The following is a 22,760-nucleotide window of genomic DNA, read 5'->3' as shown; positions in this document are numbered from 1 at the left end:
AGAATGTTCCTTGTAATCACGTTATATTTGCGTTACGATTGAAGTACAAATAGAAAAAGGAGCAATAGAATGAAAAATCAATACGGACAACAGATTACAGACTTATTGCACGAACTGAATATTGAATATCGTGAAGATCATCATGAACCCATATTTTCAGTAGAAGTTGAAATCCCCGAACTTCCTGGCCCACAAATTAAATATCTTCTTGTGAAACCGAAAAAAACGGAACATGAGTTCTATTTAATTCTTGCGCATGATGAAAAACATCCCGATCTAAAAGACTTACAAGCTCAACTTGGAACCAAACGCTTAACCTTCCCGACCAGTGAAGAGATGCGCGAATTAATTGGCGTTGAATTTGGAAGCCTTACTGCAGCTTCTGTAATTGCGGATAAAAATCATGAAATTACCGTGATTGTGGATGAAGCCATTGATCGTGATGATACAATTGGAATTCACCCAAATGATAATTCGATTACGTATACCATTGCCTTTAAAGATCTTGAACGTTACCTTGATCATCTTGGCTATACACCTCGTTACATTCCATTATTGGATAAAGAATAATTATCATATAGCACATGCGAAAGCGTGTGCTTTTTTTGTGTTTTGAAGCCTTAAATACTGTTTTCTTAAATAATATTAAGAGCGTTGAAATTACGTGTTTAAGACGGTTTAATAATAAGGTAAGGAGGTGTAACATGTCACAGTTTAAAACCATAAATCGGTTAATAGCATCATTCTTAGCGGTAGCTATACTCAGCGTATTTGTCACAGTAGCTTACGCATCAAACTGGAGTTCAAAGTTGGATGTTCACATGCCACCATGGGGTAAGTGGTCCAGTCCAACACATGGATTGAAAAAGAATGATAATTTGTCCGGTCAAATTCATTTTATTAGTACATCCACTTGGTTTACAACTTACGGTGATCTTTGGGGAACTCATTATGGTTATCGAGCTTCCAAAACATATTATCCTGTACCTTATTATGATAAATCAGGTGAACGAACACAAAGTATTGTGAATTTTTCTTACTCGCCGAACAATGAAGACTGGAATGGATACTATGTTTCAGCACGGATGTCGTCCTCAGATTATGAGCCAAACTGGAATATAGCAACCATCGAGTTTTCACCATAGTAATTTTCAGAGCACAATTCAATTGTGCTCGCTTATTCATGAAGGGGAGGAAACCATGATTAAACGAAATGTATTCTATTTTTCTGTGCCAATTTTTGTTCAGGTTCTTTATATATGCGTTACAGAGCACTTTCAATTTCCAAATGGACTACTTAATTTCTATTTTGTATTTGATGGTCGAAATGCTATTTACATTACAATCTATGCATTTATGCTTGTTCTTTATGCAACAAACTTTGATTACACGATCATAAACAATCATTTTGATGACTTTGCACGCATCCGATTAAACAATGCGTTCTTATTGAAACAAATACTTAGGGTTATTTTAAAATCACTTTTATTTGCATTAACAATGATGCTTTCTGAGATGGTGCTTCTACACGTTTTCAAACAGCCACTTTTTCCACTGAATGCACCCATCGAGCATGACCACCTACAAATTTTACCTTTCACAAATGACCCTATATCAAATCAAGTGGTTTATTCAGGTTTAAGAATTCTAGGCTCAATTATTATTTCATTGTTCTTCTTTAGTCTAAGCCGTTTTATTAAACATCGTTACCTCTATGTTGGACTTATTCCTACACTTATTATCGGATTAATCTGTTTCTTGGGAGTCTTAGGTCCCGTATGTTTACGCACCTTTGGCTATGAAGGAATTTTACCAAAAATTTTATCAACTACGATGATTGGAAATGTCTTTTCAGCTGGAATGTTTCAAATGCGTACACCACGTATCTTTGCAGGTCTTGCATCTTCAATATTCTATTTAGCACTCACGGTGATTAATTTGTATGTAAGTAATCATCTACGAAAAAAAGGAGTGGTTTAATTCTGATAACGTCGTATTTGAAATTTAGATTAGATTGTTTGATACCTAGGCGGTATCAGTTTTGCTATATTGCAATCACTGTCTTCAATATATTAAATGCACAAAGTCTGTATCGAAAAAGTGAGAATCCACTTCAAATTCTCATTTGTCATAATTTTTTTTGGATTAGTACTTATTTGATCTATCAAGTGATACTTTTAAAAATGAGCAATCAAATTCGTAATCTTCTTAATACTCTTCAATTGCGAATATCGATTGATTCTTTATTGACACAACTCTTGATTTTTTTTCTTTTAAAAGCTTTTCTTTTAATCACCATACATATCGGTCCATTTTTATTCTTTATTCACATGACAAGTGATATAAATCGTTTTCTAATCTATATGCTCATCATATCGAATCTCTTTATTCTAAATTCATTCCTTGTTACTTATCTTGTAATCATTAGAAATCGAACCACGACATTACTACTAACAACGGTAGCAATCTTTCTACCGATCGCTGTTCACCGACTACTTATTAACTTTTTAAACTGAAAGGAGTTTTTATGATTCAACTACACAATATATCCAAATCATTTCGAGATCAGAATGTGCTTAAATCCGTTGATCTTACGATACAAAAAGGTCAAACCATCTATATCAAAGGCGCAAACGGTTCAGGAAAATCAACTCTGCTTAAAATCATTGCGGGATTGATCAATCCTGATGGTGGAAGTATTTCAGGTGTTTCAGGTTTGGACGTGGGTGCTCTCATCGAAAATCCTAGTTTTATTGAAGAGCGACCCCTCTTAGATAACCTAAAATTTCTTTATACATTAAAACAGAAGTATGACTATGATGCGATTAAAAAATATTGTGACCGTCTGCAACTTGACATCACCAATCCTAAACCCATGCGAAGCTATAGTATTGGAATGCGTCAGAAAGCAGGTATTATTCAAGCAATTATGGAACGTCAGTCACTCATTCTCTTTGATGAACCTACACGAGGCTTAGACAAAGAATCTGTAGATGTCTTTATCGAACTCATACATCAAGATCTTAAAGACAGAACCATCATCATCTGTGCCCACGAAGGGATTCAGAACATCCAGTTTGATCAACACTATGAGCTTAAAAATGGGATTCTTACAACGATCTAAGTTTTTAATCATTACTAATCTCGTTTCATTATTTATATCTTCACTAAAAATTGATTCAGATGAGTACCTTCGTATGCTGTGTCTACTCCCAACTGAAAACAGCCCTTATGTCAACACGCTTGCTTCACTCCTGTTAACCCTCTTGCATATTTTGACAGTGAGTTCTTACATTTCTTATATGATTGAAATGCGAGCAATGATTCAAGTTCGTATTCAAAAATACTACTGCATCCGTTTGATCCAAGAAGTCATACAGATGAGTTTTCTCCTACTAATCTTACAAAGCTTATCTTACAATCTTTTATGGAGCCATCAAGTCTTACTCATCCTCGCTTACTTCACATTCGTTTCGAGTTGTCTGATTATTTTATACTTTAAAACATCTAAACTTTGTGTCTTACCAACATTTTTACTTACACTTATTTTCAGACTTATTTTATCCCTCACATTCGTTTAAAAGACATGCACCATGCATGTTTTTTCTATTTTTAGCGTTTCATCATTACCTTAAGTATCTTTGGATAACGTCCCCGCGAAATAACAATCGCCTGAGGATCGTTCTTTAGAAATAATGTTTTTGGATTCAGTTGAGAAATATAATTTACATTTACAATCGTCCCGTGATTTGCTCGTACAAAACGTGCGGCATCTAACACTTCTTCTATTGATTTTAAAGATTGGTTCATGACCGTATATGTTCCTGTATCGGTATAAATAACGGGATGACGCTTCTCATAGATGATTGCTTTAATTTGATTTTGTACCAATCTTACCATACCCTCTCGTGTTTTAAAGATGATGCTTTGATCACAGTTCTCAATTTTTAAAATCGCAGCCCGTAATGTTTCCTCTAAAGTTGATTCTATATTTTCTTGAAACATTAATCCATAAATATTAGTTCCATAGACCGTATGCATTACATCATCAAGTGACGATATAAAAATTACGATAAGATTTGGATTCAAACGTTCAAGCGTATGGATACATTCGATTCCTAATTGATCGGGTATGGCTACACTGATGATTAGAATATCAATCTTTAAACATAATGGGTCTGTTTGAAGATCTACAAATTTTTTATATAAGAAACACTCGTTAATGCTATGGCGTTTTTTTATCCGTAAAAGACTTTGGAAAAGCTGGTGCCTAACATCTTCGCACTCATGAACAACTGCAATATGATACATCTGTTTCCCCCCTTAGAATATTACTTAATACGCTATAAACAAGTAAAACCCTTAAAAATTTTATACACTACTTTTTAAATAATACGGAGAAACAAATCAATTGAGTAGTTTATTTGTACGAGTGGTAAAAAAAAGATCTCATGAAACTGAGATCTTCGCTTTAATAACATCAAGTGCATAATCAAAAAGTTGCACAGATAACGCAAACGCCTCCGGTAATGTATAACTCACGCCACCATTACATGGAACGTCATCTTTAGCAATGAATTTGATTGAACTGCACGATTTTGAGGCAACACAACAACCTGATTTCGCATTGGGAACCCATACCTTCAGTGGGATGTCTTGGAGGTTATCACGTGTGATTCTAGTGCCATCAAGGCAAATTATTTCCGAATTGTTCAGTGATAAGAAGCACATGGCATCAAATGCACACATTGCGTAGACTTTCTCAACACCGGGGATTGAAACTTCAAAAGCGGTTTTCTGACCTGATATTGGGTAACATGCCTTACAAGATGCATTAATTAGGTCACAATCGTAAAGTGCTGGTGAACATGATAACCATGCTTCGTCATCGAGTTCCCCTTCTAAAAGTCGCGACACAAATGCTTGATATTCTTTCTGCAGTTCAAATGAAAGAGCTTGATACCGGTCATTAAAATCAGGATTTAAATCTAGCTGTTTTTTTAAGATTTCATATTGATTCATAGCACACTCCCTTCGCACTTATTTTATTCTAATTGCGAACGATTTGCAACAACTTTCTAATCCTTCAGTTTTTGAGATAGTTCTAAAAGCTTGTAGACGGTATTGGCGGTTCGGAGTGTTACACAATTATTAATTGATGTACTCGCAGTTTTGGACCAACGGGATTTCGAATAGTATTGAAGGTCTGCGGACCAATAAATAACATCCGATCCCGATTGAACCGATTCAAATTCCGCATTGGCTTCACCCATAACTTCAATAATATCATCTTGTTGTGCTGGTGGTATTATAAAAATTGCAGTGTGATAATAGGCTTTGTTGGCCTTATCCCACCAAGCAGGGGCTTCCTTTAAAACTTGTTCTAGCTGGTCAAGCGTTATAATCACAAGCGGGATTTCGAAATGAAAAAAATCTTTGAGGGTTCCTTCTAATGCTTCTTGCATTGATCTTAATGCTTCGTTTTCACTCTTAAAAATAACATTTCCACTGTTTATGTACGTTTTAACGGAAGTATAACCCAGTGATTCAAAAATCTGTTTTAAGTCAGCCATTGCAACTTTATGCTTCCCGCCAACATTAATACCTCGTAATAATGCAATGTATGTTTTCATAAGCATCCTCGTTTCATCTTTGATTATACGCGTAAACATTTGACCCTACAATCCAAGACGATTTCAATAAAATTTTATTTGTCTTGTTTAACGATATGGTATGCTTAAGAAAAGCGACTAAGGGGGATGTTATGAATATCCGTACATTTCAAAAGAATTTTAAGATTAAACACGAAGAAACCATTCTGGCTTGGATTCACGATGGTCTTATTCCAGGTGCCTATTTTGATAAGCCGAAACAAACATGGGTACTTCCGGATGAAGCTCGACCACCCTATACAAAAGCACGTGCTAAAAACACTTCTGCCATTTACGTAAGTATTGTAAGAGGTTGTATTGATCGATATCATGTCCTACCTCAGCTTTATCATCTTAGTCAACAAGAGTTTGATGTTTACATCCAACAACTTCTTAAAGCCAATTTAATTTCGGTTGTCTATCATGATCAGATTGCTTACTATTACGCGACACCCGAGAGCGAAGCTTTTATTGCATCCAAGAATCCGTTGCGTTACCTTGAAACACTCTTAGGTGTCGCAGTGAAAGCGGCAGCCGAAGGAACCATTAAAAGTATGTTTTAAATGAAAAAAGCCAAGGAAACTTGGCTTTTTACGTTTTAAGGACTTCTTTGAGATAACCATCTTGAAATATAAGTTGGGTTGGACATGTAACTGCAAGTGATTGTGCATGGGTAACAAGAATGATGGTGACACCTTGTTCATGAATCGCTTTAAGAATACGCATAATCATCTGCGCATTCTCAACATCCAATGCACCTGTAGGTTCATCTGCAAGGATAACCGTAGGATTTTGAATCAGTGCTCTTGCGATAGCGACGCGTTGTTTTTGCCCCCCTGATAGTTGATGTGGATATGCATTCTTTTTATCTTTGATATTTAACATTTCAAGTAATTGTCGTGCTTTTTCTTGATGTTCTTTTCGAATTCGTTTTACGGGCAGTAATACATTTTGAATCACCGTCATCGTTGGAATTAAACCAAAGTTTTGCATAATGTATCCAATGGATTGATTGCGATAGTTAGCACGTAAAGCATCATTCCAATCAAGGATGTTTTTCCCTTCAAACAAGACACTTCCCTGTGCATCTTCAATTAAACCAGCAAGGGTATTGAGAAATGTCGTTTTTCCTGAACCGGATAATCCCGTTACGGCAACAAAATCACCGCGTTTAATCTCAATATTTACATTATTTAGAGCATGTACCTTCGCGTCATGATCTCCATACGTTTTTGAAAGTGATTTAATGGTATAAATTGTATCAGACATTTTCTCCTCCAATAATATTTAAAATTTGAATTGCGGTAATGCGTTTGGTGATAAATTGACTTAATAGGGCAACAAGTACGATTAAGATTGAAAAACCAATGCCAAGCACAGTCCACGTTAAATCGAGGGTAATGTGCATCGTAGCAATTCCAATCAACGTCGATATAAAGATAAGCCAAAATATCGATTTGAGATATGAACGGATAAGATATTGTTTCGAGTATCCCACAACTTGATATAAAGCAAAATCTAGAGAGCGATAATGAATATCTACGAATACCGCACAAATCAAGCCAAATAAGCTAAAAATCATATTAATCATTCCCACGCCGAAATAACTCGCCAACATCAACATTTTCTGATGATAGAATCCTTCTTGAATGCTTTTAATCGATGATACTTGGTACTTAAATGTTGGTTCATTTAAATCATTCCTGATGCGTTCCACCTCATCTTCTGAAAGATTCATAAAAAAGAGTTCATCGATAAAATTACTGTTGGTTAATTGGAGATGTTGATTAATGTTTGAGATATCAAAATAGGCAATTTGGTAGTCCTTAGACGAGAGTTCAGTATAGTCGCTGGGACCAAGGAATGTAAATGGCTTTTCAACAACTTCCGCAATGACATAGTTTAACCCTTCTGATTGAATTTGATCCCCTACAGTGTATCGGGAGTTACTTGTAATGATTGGTATCGTATCAGTATTCTGATACCGTTTCACGGATTCTGTATTTATGTTATTAAGTTTTAAGGTCGTTTCGTTTAGGAATATAAGATTTCCAAGTGTATTTGATGAGTGGGAATCAAGATAGAACACAATCAGATGATCGTGGTATTTTTCGTAGGTGGTAGCGAGTTTATTGAGGATATCACCACGATAGAACTCAGGATTTTCTTCAATTTTCATGGTTTCTTGAAGCGATTCCGGATACTTAGCAGACACGGACCAAGCTGAATCTAATTGAGCATAGTTTTTATAAGGTGATACTTGCCGGTTTAAATCCTCAAAAAGAATGAGCGATACAAACAACAACATCAAAGAGGTCGAGAATTGAAATACTAAACCCACTTTCTTGGTGATATTAAGACCAACACTTTTATTTTTCCTATATGCCCTTAAACATCGCCAAAATAAAATATTGATGATCAACCCCATCACAAGAATCATGATCGTTCCAGCTATGATAATCGGCATTCCAATCGGCAATTTAAAATAGTTCAAAAAAGGGACTGACAGAAGTGATGAGAAGATAAACGTTGCGACGAGTTGCACCATATAATCTAAGGTGAAAGAGCGTAGTATTTCTGAATAAGTAAAACCTACAATACGCTTAATTTTGAGTATATCTTTAGATACAAAAATCCAATATTCTGAAACATAAAAGAGATTCAAACCAATTGAAATGAGTACAATCGAAAATAAAACCAATAAGAACAAATTGTCTTTGATGAAATAAATGAGATTCGATAAGTTGGAAACATTATTTTTCGCTATATCACAATATTGATTGAAAAAGAACGAAGTACATACAATCATATACAGTGATAAAAGCACATGATAAATTGTCAATAATTTTTTTTTATTCATATTTAACACCCCTTATAATAACTCCCTAGTGTATTAGGGAGTTCCATCGATTAGTATGCGTTACCCCAGGTATAGCACGTTTCGTTATATCCTGAAAAAGCAACTGCATGAACCGATGTATATGGACTTGGACTGTAAGCATGTTTTCTAGTTTGCTTTGATCCTATTTTTGCTGTCGCCGACATATATGAATATTTAGGTTCATCAAAAACGGTAGTTTTTGAGTTACATGCCTTCGACAAAAAATTTGCGCCTGACCAACCGACATTTTCCCAACCTACTTTGGCGAGTGCGGTTGCCTGTGCGCCGAGAATCATCAGTCCAAATAACAGCATTGTCGATACTGTGTTCTTAACACTTCGTCGCAAAATATCCCCCCTTTCACTTTGATTTTATTCTTTGTTTAATAATTTTCAAGTCAATATGATTACATTGCAATCTTTCACGATTACTTTGTAAAGAGACCTGATAATTTAACAAATGGGGATTGACAAAATTTGAAGTCAATCCTAGAATATAGGTGTTGGCACTCGTAACAATAGAGTGCCAGAGGTCGAAATAAAGGAGGAAACGCATCATGATTAAACCATTGTATGACCGCATTTTGTTAGAAGAGATTCTTGCAGAGTCCGCTACTGCAAGCGGAATCTTATTGCCGGAATCCAAAGAGAAACCTTCTATGGCACGCGTTGTTGCTGTAGGAAATGGAGCGAAAGATAAAGAAGGTAATACACTTCCCATGGATGTAAAGGTTGGGGATTGTGTCATCTATAAAAAATATGCAACAACAGATGTAACTTATCAAAACAAAGATTATTTAATTATCGACATGAAAGATGTACTTGCAATTGTGGAGGATGATAAATAATGGCTAAAGATGTACGTTATGGACAAAACTCAAGAGATTTACTCTTAAAAGGAATGGACACACTTGCTAATGCGGTAAGTGTAACGCTCGGTCCTAAGGGACGTAATGTTGTTTTAGAGCGTAGTTTTGGTTCACCGCTTATCACAAATGACGGTGTAACCATCGCTAAAGAAATTGAACTTAAAAACCCTTTTGAAAACATGGGGGCAAAGTTGCTTTATGAAGTGTCCAATAAGACTAATGATGTGTCTGGAGATGGAACAACAACCGCTACATTACTTGCACAGGAAATGATTCATAAAGGATTAGTGCATGTTGATCGTGGCGCAAATCCCGTATTAATGCGTCTTGGTATTGAAAAAGCATCGCGGGCAATTGCTGACTACCTGCTTGAAAACAGCAGTAAAATTGAGACAAGCAGCGATATCGCAAACGTTGCCTCAATCAGTGCTGGTAGCGAAGAAATCGGAGCAATCATTGCGGAAGCAATGAAGAAAGTTGGAAATGATGGTGTCATTACAGTAGATGAGTCCAATACATTCGAGACTGAATTAGAAGTTGTGGAAGGACTTCAATATGACAAAGGTTATATTTCACCTTATATGGTTTCAGATCGTGAGACCATGGAAATTGAGATAGAAAACCCTTATATCTTGGTTACAGATCATAAAATCTCAACAATCCAAGAAATCCTTCCCCTCTTAGAGCAAATTGTTCAACAAAATAAACCATTCTTTATTATTGCTGAGGATATTGACAATGATGTTGTCTCAACACTTGTAGTCAATAAACTCCGTGGAACCTTCAATGTAGCTGCAACAAAAGCACCAGGATTTGGAGACAATCAAAAAATGATGCTTGAAGACATTGCGATTGCGACAGGCGCTACATTCATCAGTAAAGAACTTGGAATGAACATCAAAGAAACTGAAATCGAACAACTTGGAACGGCTTCAAAAGTAGTCATCCGCAAGGACGAAACAACCTTAATTGGTGGAGCAGGAACCAAAGAGGCCATTGAAGAACGTGCAAGCGAAATTCGTTCTCAAATAAACAATGTAAGCAGCGACTTTGATAAGAAAAAACTTGAGGAACGTCTTGCGAAACTTACAAATGGTGTTGCTGTCATAAAAGTTGGAGCAGCAACTGAATCCGAAATGAAAGAGAAAAAGCTACGCATTGAAGATGCACTCAACGCAACCAAAGCTGCGGTCGCAGAAGGTGTCGTGCTTGGTGGTGGATATGCCCTTGCTCGCGCCTACATGGATTTAAAAGATAACCTCAGTTCAGAAAATCAAGACGAAAATAGAGGTATTAAAACTGTCTTTGAATCAATCCTAAAACCATTATGGCAAATAGCTGAAAATGCTGGATTTGATGGAGATGAAATCGTAACAAAACAACTTGAATCAGAGTTGAATATTGGATTTAACGCAAAATCAGGACAATGGGAAAACCTACAAGAATCAGGAATCCTTGATCCTACACGCGTAACACGCAATGCATTACTCAACGCTGCATCGATCGCATCCCTATTCCTTACAACAGAAGCTGCAGTTGCATCGTCAGTTGAAGAGAAACAAATCTCACCTGAAATGCCCCCAATGTATTAACAAATAAAAAATGGAAGCCCATAAAGGGCTTCCTTTCTTCATCTATAGACTTCCTATAAAATCAATAATTTGAAATAGTATCTATCATAAGTGGTCAGTACTAGAGGATATCTTATGTTAGAGTTTTTAAAAAGAGGTAAATGCTATGAAGTTTGAGAATAAAAAAAGAAATAACTAACGAAGATTTAATTGTCCTCTTTCCACGGAGAACGGTAAAAGAACAAAATTATGAAATTTGGCGATGTTAATAGAGTTATACTCCTCACAGACTATGAACAGAGAGTTGTCGATCCTGATTACATTGGTAAAATAGAATTGCTGATTTATGATCTAGATGAGGAGTTTGAATACAAGTATTATATCTTTGATGATTTACTGAGTGAGACGGTTGATTGCTATATTGAGAATTTGAAGGTCTAACGACTAAAAAGAACTATCTCCTAAATTGGGATAGTTCTTTTTGGTCTAGTCTAAATTGACCTACTATAAATTACATCTGAAGAGGTTCTAATTGTTAAAATGTGTTAGATTGGCACTAATGCCTGTTTGATTTTCTGAATAATAAAACGCCAATCCCTGAAATTAAGAAGCCAACAGCTATCAAACTAATTCTCGCGATTAGATCTACCATTTCTAAATTAACTTGTATATTTAAGACTCTGTAAAAAATAACATCTGTAATAATAAAGCTACCTAAGGTACTTCCTCCGAAACCAGCAAGAGCAAAACCTAGAAATATTAAAAGAAATGAAATTGATTTTTTTTCAGTCATGAATTTTCCCCCTGCTTTTGTATCTCAATTATAAGCATCAATATAGAGAGTTTCAATAAACACTATCACCGAATAATTCAATCTTAACCGTAGATATCCACTTTGATTTTTTAGGTGATTGCTAGATTTACGGCTACATCAAGATTTCAACTTTTTTATATTACTTCATCAGTTTTCTTGCTTCTTCTAGATCAATTTTTACTTTATGACCGTGCTTTTGCAACATATATAATAACTCTGAGCCATTAATTAAAGTGATCGGTTTATCTTTGGCAAATCCATATGAATCTGCACCATAATTCGAAGTCGTAACTAAGATGCCTTTATTGGCCCCCTCATTTAAGAGCGTCCCATATAAATCTCGAACGGCTGAAACCCCCACTACATTAGTATATCGCTTCGCTTGAATAATTATTTTTCCACCTTTTAGAGGATCTGGATCAAAAGCGACAGCATCAACGCCACCATCCCTGCTTGCTTGTGTAATTTTGACTTCGCCACCATTACTGTTAAACTCTTTCTCAAATAATTCACGAATTAGATTTTCGAAATCCATCCAGTCTAAACTCGCTAAATTTGTATCATCATCCATAGTATTAATGATTTCATAGCCATCAACAAATCGATCGTCCTCTCTATTGATTCGCGCTATTGGAGCTACTGGAGTCAACGTAGTTAATTTTGTAGCAGATATCCCTTTGTTTTTTCTGAACCATTCCTTAGGATCAATGTTTGCTAGATTAATGATTTCAAAATCAGATTTTTTTACCTCTGTAGACAAGATGAAAGGCGAATGATTTAATCCAGTTGATAGATCAACCGTCTCTATAAATCCATTAATAATGACACTCTCTACATAATTATATCTGTTATCGGAAATAAATATATTTTTTAAAACAACAAGAACTAAACTATAAATCACTTTTTCGTATAGTTTATCAATATACGTCTTTGAAAAAGCTACTTCTTTAAATTCTTTACGCGATTTAATATATTTAACTTCTTTAATGGTTGGTAGATCTTCGATAGTCGGGAGTTTTAAATCTACAATTAAATAATTTCCTTCCACATTATATTCTACGAAACTATCACGAGAATATTCGACTGGGAAAATTAGCTCATCAATAATTGATTGGAAGTATACCTCAATACTTTCCTGGTTTCCCTCAGAAAATTTTTCTCTTAATAAGTCTATGTTTTTGTTTTCTAATTCTCTTTCGTTATCATAGTTGAGCTTATCATGCTTCCATTTTTCAACAAGGCCCTCATATAAAGCAACTTTCGACTGGTATCGTTGCTCCTCACTTTCTACGAATTGCGACCATTTTTCAACATCAGCATTGAAGAGTTCTAAATTTTCGTTTTGATTTCGCTCACGATTATCTTTACTTAATAATTTTATGAAACCGAGTTTTTTATTATATTTAAAATCACTTCGTTCTGGTTTTGGTTGTGGTTCTGGCTTTTGTGGTTTCACAGGTTTCTGAACATCAAAATTCTCAAAATTTTTTAATGTATCCCAATCAAATCCTCCAAAAAGAAAATCATTTTCCAGTATTGATTCCAGCATTTTTTGTTTTTCTTCTGCCTCATACGTTAGTGCAATGGCTTCTTCTTGATTATCTGCATGTTCCTCTCGAACTTGTTCATTCATTAATCTCCGAGAGGCAACCTCTTGTTTTCGTCTCCACTCTTCGTCCCATTGGTTCTCTAAGAGTGCAACTCTATTTTTTAACTCACGTCTGTTTGGTGCCTTAATGATTCTGTGTTTATTAAGCCCCTCATGCGTTACTGTTTGTCTATAATAATATTTAGTCATGTACTCTCCCCTCATAGTTATAAACTTCTACAATCTACACTATCATATTTCTCTATTTTATGCTCGTATTAATGGCCTTTAATTAATCAACGCAACAAATAGTAAGAAATCGAAGTTCTTATTCGGGTAGTTTCAACGTAGTGAATAGACTTATTATTCAAGGTCTTGATTCGTTTCAAAGCTGCATCGTACGAATCCCATTTAGTAATGTACTTTATGATTTACAAATAATGCGTTTAAATCAGAATTATTTGTTATAATTTATCTAGTATACTTAACAAATTATGGGAGGGTATTATGAATAAGTCTATGGTAGCAATTAATAAATTTAGAGATGAACGAAATTGGCGACAGTTTCATAATGAAAAAGACCTGGCTATTTCTATCTCGTTAGAGGCAAGTGAACTTTTGGAACTGTTTCAATGGAAAACAGCAGACGAAGGTAAAAAATTCGTTAATGAAATTAAGGAAGAACTCGCGGACGTGTTAATTTATGCATATATGATGGCAGACAATATGAATCTCGATATCGATGAGATTATTTCAGAAAAACTTACTAAAAACGCTAAGAAGTATCCAATATCAAAGAGTTTTGGTAACAAAAAGAAGTACGATGAATTGGACAACGAAAAATAAAATGGCAAAATATAACTATATAGAATTAGATCTCAAAAATGGTGACATTCTCAATTTTGAGTCACTAAGAAATCCAGAAAAAAATATTTTAGAAAATGGTTACGTTGTATATATCTATAAAAGTAAACAGACTAAGCAAATCTATATTGGACAAACGAAACACTTTTTAACACGAAATAACCAACATTATTCCGGGAGTGAAGAAAAATTTGATAACGCTAAATTCAATCAAGCAATAGTAGTGTTCTCTTCTTATTTTCATGGTTCAGCTTTAGATGATGTTGAGAATCAACTTATTACCTACTTCATGGCAGATTCCCAAAACGTTAAGAATCAAAAAATATACTTTGATGATCATGAGATTATCAACAAAACAAGCGGAAATAGTATAAACGAATATAACACACGTGAGAAAGTTGCATCGGAGGTTATTATCCCATTCTGGGAAGACTTATTCCGAAAAGGCTGGGTTAAAACACCGACACTTGAAACTTTAAAAAGTGAGGTTTTAGTTAAGTATAGCCCCATCAAAGAATTAACTGAGCAACAGATGAATTTAATCAATGAAATAGAATTGAATGAAACCACAAGTTATGTAATTAATGGTGATGCAGGTACCGGTAAAACAGTTCTTCTTACCCATCTTGTTGCAAAACTATTAACAGAAAACGGTGATAAAAAAATAGCAGTTGTACTTCAACCAAATTGGATTAAGACAGCCCGAGAAATCTTTAGTGTTTATGGTTTCAATAAACGCAATCTGACAATCGCGACATCGACACAGCTCATTAATAAGAGCGATACATATGACACAATCATAATTGATGAATCCCATAAGTTATCGAGAAAATTTTCAAAACAGATGGCATCTTTTAATAGCGTCTATAAAGGAAAATTTCAAAACGATGAAAATCATCTGCAGTGCCTTCAAAAAAAAGGAAATCAGTTAATCTTAATGTATGATGCGCTTCAGGCAATTCGTCCAGCTAATATGACTCGTAATCAATTTGAGGATGCAACCGTTGATTTTGAAAAAAGGTACCTCAAAACTCAATTTCGTATACAAACTCCTAAAGGAAAATCATATACATCTGATGATTATATTAATGGCATTAAATATCTTTTATATAAGGATACAGGATTATTAAATCAGACAAATTTCAATCCCCATTTCGATAAGGGTGTTTTTATGGATAAAGACATCGATTCATATTTTGGTTATTTCGAAAATAACCCCCTGGAAAACTTAATCAGTTGGATTGAAGAGGACCGAAATTTCAATAGTAATCATATAAATCGAATTGTAGCCGGTTTGGTTGAGCCTTGGAAACAGTCTCATGGAAAAGATTCTTCAATTAAACACTGGCATGAGAATGAAATTCACCGAAGATGGAATTCAACCCAAGAAAACTGGATTAATTCCAAGGACGAAGATGCAGAGGATCAAATCGGATCGGTTTTCGCCGTTCAAGGAATTGACTTGAATAAATGTGGTGTTTTAATTGGTAATGATCTTCAAATTGATGCAAACGGACATCTATTCGGAAATCCCGATAATTTTCATAATGTTAATGGTAAATTTTCTAAAAATGATTTTAACCCAGAAAATGAGAGAGAATTTACTCTATTTGTATTGAATATCTACTATGTACTAATGACACGTGGAATCGATGGTATTCGTTTAGGATTCTGGAAGAACGAAGAGTTTAAATTATACATGAAGGAAACTTTGGAAATTTAAGTACAACCTGATAAACATTACAAAATATATTATATTTATAACCTACAAAGTTTAAAAACAGACAACCGAATACACATTTACCATTATAGAGGAGCATAGTATATGTAGACCGATTATTTAATTATTGACTTAAAAAACAAACCGAATCTTATTGACGCCGCAGCACTTTGGTTTCATTTGAAATGGGATGTTCCACAAGAAGCTTACCTTGAAAGTATGAACGAGGGTCTTTAGGCAAAGCATAGTGTCCCAAGCTGGTTTGTTGTCACGGATCAGAATGAAAAAATTATCGCAGGTGTTGGTGTTATAGAAAATGATTTCCATACACAAGTTGACTTGACCCCGAATGTTTGTGTACTTTATGTCGAAGAACAGTACCGAAATAAAGGAATTGCAAAAAAGCTTCTTGATAATGTCTGTAAGAATTTATCCTTATCAAGCATTGATGAGGTGTATTTGATAACATCTCATACTAATTTTTATGAGCGATGTGGCTGGGAATTTTATGACACGATAGAAGAGAATGATGGTAATATGATTCGAATGTATAAACATAATAATGGACAATAGAAATAATTGAGTGTTGATATTTAATAGAATGATTATTTATATATCCAGATGATTCATTTCGTTATCTAAGTAAAAAAAAGAATTAGGCTGTGATTTATGACTCTCAAGATTGTATAGGGTTCATAAATCAAACTTAATTCTTTTTTGTATTATTCTAGAATTAACGGTTTAATATATTCCTCAATAAGATTTACTCTATCGAGTACTGAAGGTTTGAAATAAGAAGTAATCGCTATAACAACCTTGTTTTCTGAATCAAGATAGAGAATATTTCCGCTATCACCAATAGCTGCATAAATATTTTTCTGGGTATCAAGAATCCACCATAAATAACCATATTGGCTATTTTGGAAACGTTCTAAAGGACAACTTGTAGGTTCAACAATTTCCTCTATCCATTTCGTTGAAATGATTTGTTTTTCTTGATATATTCCTTTATTTAGGCATAGATTTCCAATTTTTACTAGATCATTTGCAGATAAGCATAATCCGTATCCTGCTGTAGCAACATTCAGGGGATCACACAGCCAAATGTTTTGTTTAGGCTCTTTTCCCATAATAAATTCTTTATGCTCCGCTGCTGTTTTGACATAATAATTATTATAACTTGTTATTCCGATATGATTAAATAAATATTTATTGGCAAACTCAACAGTAGAAATCTTACTAACTTGATATAACAGTCCTGTTAATATATGTAAACAAACTGTTTGATAATTAAACACCTCTGTAAAACCTTCTCTTCCGCCCAGAAAGTTTAAAGAGGCTTTAGTCCAGTCTTCACTTGAGCAGACTTTCGTCCAAGGATTGCCTTTACATTTGTATGGAGCTTTCATAGTGAGCAGGTGCTTGATTGTTACATCATATATCGTTTTTTCATTTCGTTTTACTGTATATTCAGAAAAATAATCCAATACTTTATCGTCAATACTTTTAATGAGTCCCTGGTCTACGGCTATTCCAACGAGTAAAGATACAATACTTTTTGTTGCTGATGCAATATGGCAGGTGTCATTCTTTTTATAATGATTCCATTCGTTAGAATAGACCTCTTTGCCATCTCTATATGCAACAATTTGGCAAATATTAGGATGATTCGTTCTTATAAAAGTATTCAACGCTTCTTTTTTCATAGACAAAACCTACGCTTTCTTCTTTAAGCGTAATTCGATTTAAAATATATTTCAAGATTATTTTTTAACCACTACTTCAATGGCTACTTATTAATAAAGTTTTGCTAACTCCTAGTATCGATCATTTTTGCCAGTAACGGATAATTGGCTTTTATTTCTTCGCCATCAGTAAATAGAGAGTTAAGTTTGTAATTTTGTCACACATCAAAAAAACTTCCATGATGGAAGTTTAAATAAAACTAAATCTATTAAAAATATTCTTAAAAATCAACCAAACTCTCCATAAGTGGTCTTCGTATTAAACTGAATAAATATAAATTTGACAAGGGTTATGTTCATCCCATAAATCAGTTATGACCTCAAATTGATCAAAGCCTAAAGATTGATAATATGAATTTGTTTTATCATATGAATCATAATATCCACTTTGTACAGTTTTAACTTGAATATACTTATAGTTAACCTTTTTAGCCACATCAATCGCCTCTTCAAATATCAATCTACCAATACCATGTCTATGATAGTTTTCTAATACACCACAAACATATATTTCTAGTACTACGTCACTTGTTGGTTTTAATGCATAAAAACCAATAACTTGCCATTTATATTTTTATAGACAAAAAAAGTACAATCAGATACGTTGGCAATATATTCATTTATTCAATCTTCTAGGCCAAACCAAAGAGATAACTCATTCGACATTTTTTCTGTAATTTCTCGTTTTATAGATGATTCGTCTATGGCTAACGATCTTGATTTAATATATTCATTTTGAGAATTGTTCTAATTATATAGTGCTCAAAGAAGTTGGTGAAAGATTTCACTGTAAATTTCAGAAATACTAGTATTTGCAATTGAAAGTTGTGTATCAAACCCTTGAAGTAAATCACCTGCTAGTGTATTTACAGAGCCTTCATTTTTGAAAAAGTTTTTAAATACGAAGCTCTCGCTTTTTTGAAGTTCTTTGATTTCATGGTTGAATAAAGCAATTATAATTTTAAGAATACGGCCAGTTAAATCCGTCCATTTAACCCTGTTTTCAAAATAAATTGAGTCATCAAAATAAACCTCAATTTCCTCTCTATTGTTATAGTAGATCTTTGATAAAACAGATATAATAAAAAATTGAGCAAGTCCATAGTCTGCAATACTTTGATTTAAGATTTCATTTTTATACTCAAGAACGGCTTGATGCAAATCGTAAAATCTAATTATATTTGAAGCTGTTATGTTCTTATTGAATATATCTTTATATCTTCCATCAAAGAAAGATGCTTTTAAGTGAGTATTAAATGGTCTAAATAAATAACAAGATGATATTAATTGAGCTGCATAACCACTATCAAGTTCTATATATCCATCAGTAACTGGAATTCCTTTTCTAGCAATATACTGAAAATTTGTAGTATAGTCATTATTTATTCCTTCAAACTCTCTCTCTATTCTTTTTTGAATTTTGTCTCTAGATCTTAGATCCTTCATTGTTATCGAATTTTGATTATTATTGAAGTGAGAAATTGACCTAATCAATTCTTCGTTTTTCTTAACTTGAGTTAGTTTAATCATCACTCGTATATTATCATTAATATTTGCTCTTTCTTGGTAGAATGAAAGTACTGATTGAGCACCATTAACTATAGAATAGTTTTTAATTTCTAATTTGCTAGTTTCTTTAGAATAATCAAAATCCTCACATACCATCGATATTCCATTATGAAACAAGAGAAAATTTACATTTTCTTCTTCATCATTTATAGTATTCCTTATTGCTTTGTTTACTCTAGTGTTACCTAAGCCATATCTTACATTTTTTGAAAATAGAGTTAAATCATCTATCCCTTTTAGTTGCAGTAATTCGGTTGCAGTTAAAATGAAAAACATCGATTTCAAATCTTGATCAGAAGCAATTTCTACTTCAATTGCATTATTAACATGTTCAATCAATTGCGTATCTTGAACCATCTCGTCATCTCTAATCATATGGTAGTAATCAAAGAGCTTAGCGATATCCCAGATATGGGTGTCTGCTATAGTTTTTATATATTCTTCAGTATCTGTATTTATATAAGTGTTGCTTACAAAATGATACTCTATTTTATAATCATCTACGATATCAACTATTTTATTCTCTAGAATCAAACTTTTCAGATCAGGATTTATTGTTGATACTTCTAAGTTCTCAACCGAATTTCTATTTTTGAACCATTCTTTGGTGCCCATAAAATCTCTTATATTTCTATCTCCCATTTGAGCACCATTAATAGTTCGAAACTTCGACTGATAAATATATATTGTCTCCTCTTGATCATCAACATAAATTGCATCTATTCCTTTATCATTTTCTCCATCACAAACAATAGTTTCAACAAGGCTCTCGTCTATGTCAAAACAGTTGGATAGCATCCACATTAATAATTGTATACTATCAGTATTATCTCCTCTTTTGAAAGTTTTTATATCCTCTCTAAGATAATCTTCAAATTCATTTAATTCCATTTTTCTCTCCTTTTCTCACTTATGACTACAGCATATCTCGTCCCACGACTGTTTTATATGCTCTATTTTGATTATTTCCTGTATTCACTTAATTCACTAATCTAGAGTATCTATTAAACTGTATTGAGGTGAATTAGTACGCATAAGAATGACTAATAGTTATTGATTTCAATAAGTAATTCATACATAATATACTTTGAGACACTCTTTCAACACATCTATTCGTGTAAAAGTACATTTTTAATAATTCTCAACTTCTATTTTTTGTTTTATTTCAAATAGGACTTGCTCATGTCTATACAGTGAGACAAAATCCAAATCATCAATTTTCATGAGTTCTAACATTGAGAAGATATGAGAATCCGTTATCGGAATTATCAAGGCACCTGTTCTTCTATAGTGTCCAGACACTTTTCTAAAAGAACTTTTTTCATTCTTAATTGATCTACAAATAAGAAAACCTACCATACTTGATGATATGTTAAACCGATTAGCCAACTGATCATATTCCGGATTTGAGACGTCATTAGAGTAATTTTTGCACTCTACATAAATGTAATTTGAGGCTATCTCCGTTTTAAGATTTCTAAAAAATCCACTTTCTGAGGTGTTTGTAAAACATATGTCAATTCTCTTTGAGTCTTCATCAATGGGAGTTTCTTTTTTTGGATTTGATAGTGATGGATAGAAAATAAAGGTAAGTATTCCCAAAATACAGTCATGGTACTCATAGGCACTATCTTTTCCCGTTGGTATACTATTGAGTGTATGAATGAAAGCGTCGATCACTGCATTATAATCTTCAGTTTCGAGAGGGATTTCGGAGGATTCATATAATTGAGGGATCGTAAGAGACTGAAAGTCTGATTTTTTTCTAAATTCTTCCATAATCTTAGGATACTTTCTACAAAATTCGAGCAAATAGTCTTTTTTATCTACATTATATCTGGCCCTCAAATCTTTTTTGGTGACAAATGGTTCACCAATTTTTTCATGCTTCTTGGGAACTCTGTGTTGTATCAATGGACTACCTGGGATTTTTAATTCTTCTTCTTTTAAAAAGTTTAATACATCATGTTGTGCAAAGCCTTGCGGTTTAAAAGGATAAAACCTCTCAAAAAACACTACTCCTTTTGGAACAAGTAAGATTTTTCTACCACCAACAACTAGTTGGTCTATCTGATCAATTCTCTCCCATCTTGAGTGAATATCATTCCAAAATGGATAGGATGGAAGAGGAACAGTTGGAATATTATATAAATCACATTGATCCTTTGTATATTCGATTAATTGATATCTAATTAAATTAGTAATAACATCAGATACTGTATCGTTACCTACATCCTTAATAAAAAATTTTAAATCACTAAGCGTTTTCACGACATCAAATAGTTCAGAATCTTCCTCATTTAAATGATAAAGTTCTTTGAATACTCTGACTATATTCTCTGGTCTATGAAAAGCGCCCTGTGGTCTCCCACTTGAATATCCAAGACAAGTTTCATTAGGTTCTTTTAAGGGTTCACAAACTTCTAGTAGCTCATCCACTTTATCTAATCGAATTAATTCATTAACACATCTAAAGAAATCTTCAATGGTCGAATTACATTTTTGAGACCATAAATCATTTCTTCTAGAAAAAATATGCGCGTCTAAAAACAGAGGGATTTCATTATCCAAGTCAATATCTATAAAATCTAATTCACACTGCGTCTTTTCTAATCTGAATATTTCTGAAATTTTCAATTTCTTCTCCTCTCGATAAATACTTATAGTATTTTGAGTATATCACTAGTGTTGTATCTGAATAAGATTGATTCTTCCAAAGACATATCTAAATCGATTATCATTTATCTAATCTCATGTTTATCCCCTCCCTATTTTTAGTAATATGTTCTGATAATTTGATTATATCATCTAAATTATGCAAACTCGAATATATCCTCCTTTGCAAAGTATAATTATTAATCTACTTTATTACTTTTTAGATATTGAGCAATCATAAAACATGGATTATTGGAATAGAAAAAAGAACTGTAACCCCTTTTAAATAAAGGTGGAACTGACCTAGTTCCTTGGGACTAAAGAAAAAACCTCTTGTATGAGAATTATTGTAAAATAGTTCAATATAGGAGGTTTTTATATGGGAACACGAACTATGCATAGCTATGAGACAAAGATGAAAGTTATAGAAATGAAGTTGGCAGGATACTCAAGCAAGTTTATCCAGACTGAACTAGGAATAAAAAATGTAACTCAAGTCAAAACATGGTGGAGATGGTATCGAAATGGTGAACACTATCGATTTTCTCAACCGGTAGGCAAGCAATATACTTTTGGAAAAGGGCGTGAAGGAGACACGGTCGAAGAAACACAAAGACTTAGAATTAAATCTTTGGAGCAACAAATTGAACTATTAAAAAAATATTTGGAAAGAGAGAGGATGTGGTTCCTGAAATAATCATCAAGCGCGTTGAAGAGTATCGCAACACTGTATCAATTAAAGATATCTTGAATCTTTTTGGGGTACCTAAGTCAACGTATTACCGTTGGACTAAAAAAGAGCAACTAGATTCTAATAATTATTCTGTCAATGAA

Annotated in this window: 22 protein-coding genes and 2 pseudogenes; 12 read left to right on the top strand and 12 right to left on the bottom strand. The window is 33.7% G+C overall.

The annotated features are described in order from the left end of the window. Nucleotides 1-69 precede the first annotated feature (69 nt). From EPJ89_RS06695 to EPJ89_RS06680, 4 genes are all read left to right on the top strand, one after another. Nucleotides 70-570, top strand: coding sequence for a YbaK/EbsC family protein (locus EPJ89_RS06695; RefSeq protein ID WP_161637595.1), 501 nt, complete (start codon nt 70-72; stop codon nt 568-570). A 134-nt stretch (nt 571-704) separates the two neighbouring features. Further along, a complete protein-coding gene (locus EPJ89_RS06690) occupies nt 705-1,145 on the top strand; it encodes a hypothetical protein (protein ID WP_200542800.1) in 441 nt (146 codons plus the stop codon). 55 nt (nt 1,146-1,200) lie between these two features. Beyond that, nucleotides 1,201-1,980, top strand: coding sequence for a hypothetical protein (locus EPJ89_RS06685; RefSeq protein ID WP_161637597.1), 780 nt, complete (start codon nt 1,201-1,203; stop codon nt 1,978-1,980). Nucleotides 1,981-2,527: 547 nt separating this feature from the next. Further along, entirely contained in the window at nt 2,528-3,124 is a 597-nt protein-coding gene (locus EPJ89_RS06680; protein ID WP_200549307.1) for an ATP-binding cassette domain-containing protein, read from the top strand. A 488-nt stretch (nt 3,125-3,612) separates the two neighbouring features. On the opposite strand, the gene EPJ89_RS06670 is transcribed toward EPJ89_RS06680, so the two are convergent. From EPJ89_RS06670 to EPJ89_RS06660, 3 genes are all read right to left on the bottom strand, one after another. Then, nucleotides 3,613-4,311 (bottom strand): LytR/AlgR family response regulator transcription factor, encoded by a 699-nt coding sequence (locus tag EPJ89_RS06670; protein WP_200549305.1) that lies wholly within the window; start codon nt 4,309-4,311, stop codon nt 3,613-3,615. Nucleotides 4,312-4,449: 138 nt separating this feature from the next. Beyond that, nucleotides 4,450-5,022 (bottom strand): alkylmercury lyase, encoded by a 573-nt coding sequence (locus EPJ89_RS06665; RefSeq protein ID WP_161637600.1) that lies wholly within the window; start codon nt 5,020-5,022, stop codon nt 4,450-4,452. A 56-nt stretch (nt 5,023-5,078) separates the two neighbouring features. Further along, entirely contained in the window at nt 5,079-5,633 is a 555-nt protein-coding gene (locus tag EPJ89_RS06660) for a DUF1697 domain-containing protein (protein WP_200549303.1), read from the bottom strand. 131 nt (nt 5,634-5,764) lie between these two features. Here EPJ89_RS06660 and EPJ89_RS06655 point away from each other — a divergent pair, with 131 nt between their 5' ends. Further along, a complete protein-coding gene (locus EPJ89_RS06655; protein ID WP_200549301.1) occupies nt 5,765-6,214 on the top strand; it encodes a hypothetical protein in 450 nt (149 codons plus the stop codon). A 28-nt stretch (nt 6,215-6,242) separates the two neighbouring features. On the opposite strand, the gene EPJ89_RS06650 is transcribed toward EPJ89_RS06655, so the two are convergent. The 3 genes from EPJ89_RS06650 to EPJ89_RS06640 are packed head-to-tail and all read right to left on the bottom strand — an operon-like array spanning nt 6,243 to nt 8,879. After that, nucleotides 6,243-6,920 (bottom strand): ABC transporter ATP-binding protein, encoded by a 678-nt coding sequence (locus EPJ89_RS06650; protein WP_200549299.1) that lies wholly within the window; start codon nt 6,918-6,920, stop codon nt 6,243-6,245. After that, the gene (locus EPJ89_RS06645; protein ID WP_200549297.1) at nt 6,913-8,511 is read right to left on the bottom strand and encodes a hypothetical protein; all 1,599 of its coding nucleotides are present in this window, start codon (nt 8,509-8,511) and stop codon (nt 6,913-6,915) included. Before EPJ89_RS06645 ends, EPJ89_RS06650 begins: the two co-directional genes overlap by 8 nt. Before the next feature lie 50 nt (nt 8,512-8,561). Beyond that, nucleotides 8,562-8,879 (bottom strand): hypothetical protein, encoded by a 318-nt coding sequence (locus EPJ89_RS06640; RefSeq protein ID WP_244660813.1) that lies wholly within the window; start codon nt 8,877-8,879, stop codon nt 8,562-8,564. 209 nt (nt 8,880-9,088) lie between these two features. Between EPJ89_RS06640 and EPJ89_RS06635 the strand changes: the two genes are divergently transcribed. The 3 genes from EPJ89_RS06635 (at nt 9,089) to EPJ89_RS06625 (ending at nt 11,412) form a co-directional block, all read left to right on the top strand. Then, a complete protein-coding gene (locus EPJ89_RS06635) occupies nt 9,089-9,379 on the top strand; it encodes a co-chaperone GroES (RefSeq protein ID WP_200549295.1) in 291 nt (96 codons plus the stop codon). Further along, nucleotides 9,379-10,992, top strand: a complete 1,614-nt coding sequence (groL, locus tag EPJ89_RS06630; RefSeq protein ID WP_200549293.1) for a chaperonin GroEL — start codon at nt 9,379-9,381, stop codon at nt 10,990-10,992. The genes EPJ89_RS06635 and groL overlap by 1 nt, the downstream gene beginning before the upstream one ends. Before the next feature lie 228 nt (nt 10,993-11,220). After that, nucleotides 11,221-11,412: a hypothetical protein gene (locus EPJ89_RS06625; RefSeq protein ID WP_200542806.1), complete on the top strand. Its 192-nt coding sequence runs from the start codon at nt 11,221-11,223 to the stop codon at nt 11,410-11,412. Nucleotides 11,413-11,527: 115 nt separating this feature from the next. Here EPJ89_RS06625 and EPJ89_RS06620 read toward each other — a convergent pair whose 3' ends face one another. Together EPJ89_RS06620 and EPJ89_RS06615 are read right to left on the bottom strand one after the other, a co-directional pair. After that, nucleotides 11,528-11,764, bottom strand: a complete 237-nt coding sequence (locus EPJ89_RS06620) for a hypothetical protein (RefSeq protein WP_200549291.1) — start codon at nt 11,762-11,764, stop codon at nt 11,528-11,530. Nucleotides 11,765-11,924: 160 nt separating this feature from the next. After that, nucleotides 11,925-13,583 (bottom strand): restriction endonuclease, encoded by a 1,659-nt coding sequence (locus EPJ89_RS06615; RefSeq protein ID WP_200549289.1) that lies wholly within the window; start codon nt 13,581-13,583, stop codon nt 11,925-11,927. Between the two features lie 297 nt (nt 13,584-13,880). Here EPJ89_RS06615 and EPJ89_RS06610 point away from each other — a divergent pair, with 297 nt between their 5' ends. The 3 genes and pseudogenes from EPJ89_RS06610 to EPJ89_RS08925 all read left to right on the top strand — a co-directional run. After that, nucleotides 13,881-14,219: a nucleotide pyrophosphohydrolase gene (locus EPJ89_RS06610; RefSeq protein ID WP_200549287.1), complete on the top strand. Its 339-nt coding sequence runs from the start codon at nt 13,881-13,883 to the stop codon at nt 14,217-14,219. Further along, a complete protein-coding gene (locus EPJ89_RS06605; RefSeq protein ID WP_200549285.1) occupies nt 14,197-15,960 on the top strand; it encodes a DUF2075 domain-containing protein in 1,764 nt (587 codons plus the stop codon). The genes EPJ89_RS06610 and EPJ89_RS06605 overlap by 23 nt, the downstream gene beginning before the upstream one ends. Nucleotides 15,961-16,224: 264 nt before the next feature. Beyond that, nucleotides 16,225-16,530: pseudogene (locus EPJ89_RS08925) on the top strand (GNAT family N-acetyltransferase); the annotation flags it as partial. A gap of 149 nt (nt 16,531-16,679) precedes the next feature. Here EPJ89_RS08925 and EPJ89_RS06595 read toward each other — a convergent pair. The 4 genes from EPJ89_RS06595 to EPJ89_RS06580 all read right to left on the bottom strand — a co-directional run bounded on the left by EPJ89_RS06595 (nt 16,680) and on the right by EPJ89_RS06580 (nt 21,908). Continuing rightward, on the bottom strand, nt 16,680-17,663 hold the full coding sequence (locus EPJ89_RS06595) for a serine hydrolase domain-containing protein (RefSeq protein WP_200549283.1): 984 nt from the start codon (nt 17,661-17,663) through the stop codon (nt 16,680-16,682). A gap of 298 nt (nt 17,664-17,961) precedes the next feature. Continuing rightward, nucleotides 17,962-18,258, bottom strand: coding sequence for a GNAT family N-acetyltransferase (locus tag EPJ89_RS06590; RefSeq protein WP_200549337.1), 297 nt, complete (start codon nt 18,256-18,258; stop codon nt 17,962-17,964). 206 nt (nt 18,259-18,464) lie between these two features. Continuing rightward, the gene (locus EPJ89_RS06585; protein ID WP_200549281.1) at nt 18,465-20,162 is read right to left on the bottom strand and encodes an AIPR family protein; all 1,698 of its coding nucleotides are present in this window, start codon (nt 20,160-20,162) and stop codon (nt 18,465-18,467) included. A 240-nt stretch (nt 20,163-20,402) separates the two neighbouring features. After that, complete coding sequence (locus tag EPJ89_RS06580; protein ID WP_200549279.1) at nt 20,403-21,908, bottom strand: hypothetical protein; 1,506 nt, start codon at nt 21,906-21,908, stop codon at nt 20,403-20,405. A gap of 397 nt (nt 21,909-22,305) precedes the next feature. On the opposite strand from EPJ89_RS06580, the pseudogene EPJ89_RS06575 reads away from it, so the two are divergent. Then, nucleotides 22,306-22,760: pseudogene (locus tag EPJ89_RS06575) on the top strand (IS3 family transposase); the annotation flags it as partial.

Source organism: Erysipelothrix sp. strain 2 (EsS2-6-Brazil) (assembly GCF_016617625.1).
In the GTDB taxonomy this organism is placed as follows: Bacteria; Bacillota_I; Bacilli_A; order Erysipelotrichales; family Erysipelotrichaceae; genus Erysipelothrix; species Erysipelothrix piscisicarius.
The sequence above is the reverse complement of the archived record's forward strand: the minus strand, read 5'-3'. Positions and strand labels throughout refer to the sequence as shown.

Coding starts and splice junctions, on each gene's coding strand:
- EPJ89_RS06695 (WP_161637595.1), top strand. CDS start 70: ATGAAAAATCAATACGGACAACAGATTACAGACTTATTGCACGAACTG.
- EPJ89_RS06690 (WP_200542800.1), top strand. CDS start 705: ATGTCACAGTTTAAAACCATAAATCGGTTAATAGCATCATTCTTAGCG.
- EPJ89_RS06685 (WP_161637597.1), top strand. CDS start 1,201: ATGATTAAACGAAATGTATTCTATTTTTCTGTGCCAATTTTTGTTCAG.
- EPJ89_RS06680 (WP_200549307.1), top strand. CDS start 2,528: ATGATTCAACTACACAATATATCCAAATCATTTCGAGATCAGAATGTG.
- EPJ89_RS06670 (WP_200549305.1), bottom strand. CDS start 4,311: ATGTATCATATTGCAGTTGTTCATGAGTGCGAAGATGTTAGGCACCAG.
- EPJ89_RS06665 (WP_161637600.1), bottom strand. CDS start 5,022: ATGAATCAATATGAAATCTTAAAAAAACAGCTAGATTTAAATCCTGAT.
- EPJ89_RS06660 (WP_200549303.1), bottom strand. CDS start 5,633: ATGAAAACATACATTGCATTATTACGAGGTATTAATGTTGGCGGGAAG.
- EPJ89_RS06655 (WP_200549301.1), top strand. CDS start 5,765: ATGAATATCCGTACATTTCAAAAGAATTTTAAGATTAAACACGAAGAA.
- EPJ89_RS06650 (WP_200549299.1), bottom strand. CDS start 6,920: ATGTCTGATACAATTTATACCATTAAATCACTTTCAAAAACGTATGGA.
- EPJ89_RS06645 (WP_200549297.1), bottom strand. CDS start 8,511: ATGAATAAAAAAAAATTATTGACAATTTATCATGTGCTTTTATCACTG.
- EPJ89_RS06635 (WP_200549295.1), top strand. CDS start 9,089: ATGATTAAACCATTGTATGACCGCATTTTGTTAGAAGAGATTCTTGCA.
- groL (WP_200549293.1), top strand. CDS start 9,379: ATGGCTAAAGATGTACGTTATGGACAAAACTCAAGAGATTTACTCTTA.
- EPJ89_RS06625 (WP_200542806.1), top strand. CDS start 11,221: ATGAAATTTGGCGATGTTAATAGAGTTATACTCCTCACAGACTATGAA.
- EPJ89_RS06620 (WP_200549291.1), bottom strand. CDS start 11,764: ATGACTGAAAAAAAATCAATTTCATTTCTTTTAATATTTCTAGGTTTT.
- EPJ89_RS06615 (WP_200549289.1), bottom strand. CDS start 13,583: ATGACTAAATATTATTATAGACAAACAGTAACGCATGAGGGGCTTAAT.
- EPJ89_RS06610 (WP_200549287.1), top strand. CDS start 13,881: ATGAATAAGTCTATGGTAGCAATTAATAAATTTAGAGATGAACGAAAT.
- EPJ89_RS06605 (WP_200549285.1), top strand. CDS start 14,197: ATGAATTGGACAACGAAAAATAAAATGGCAAAATATAACTATATAGAA.
- EPJ89_RS06595 (WP_200549283.1), bottom strand. CDS start 17,663: ATGAAAAAAGAAGCGTTGAATACTTTTATAAGAACGAATCATCCTAAT.
- EPJ89_RS06585 (WP_200549281.1), bottom strand. CDS start 20,162: ATGGAATTAAATGAATTTGAAGATTATCTTAGAGAGGATATAAAAACT.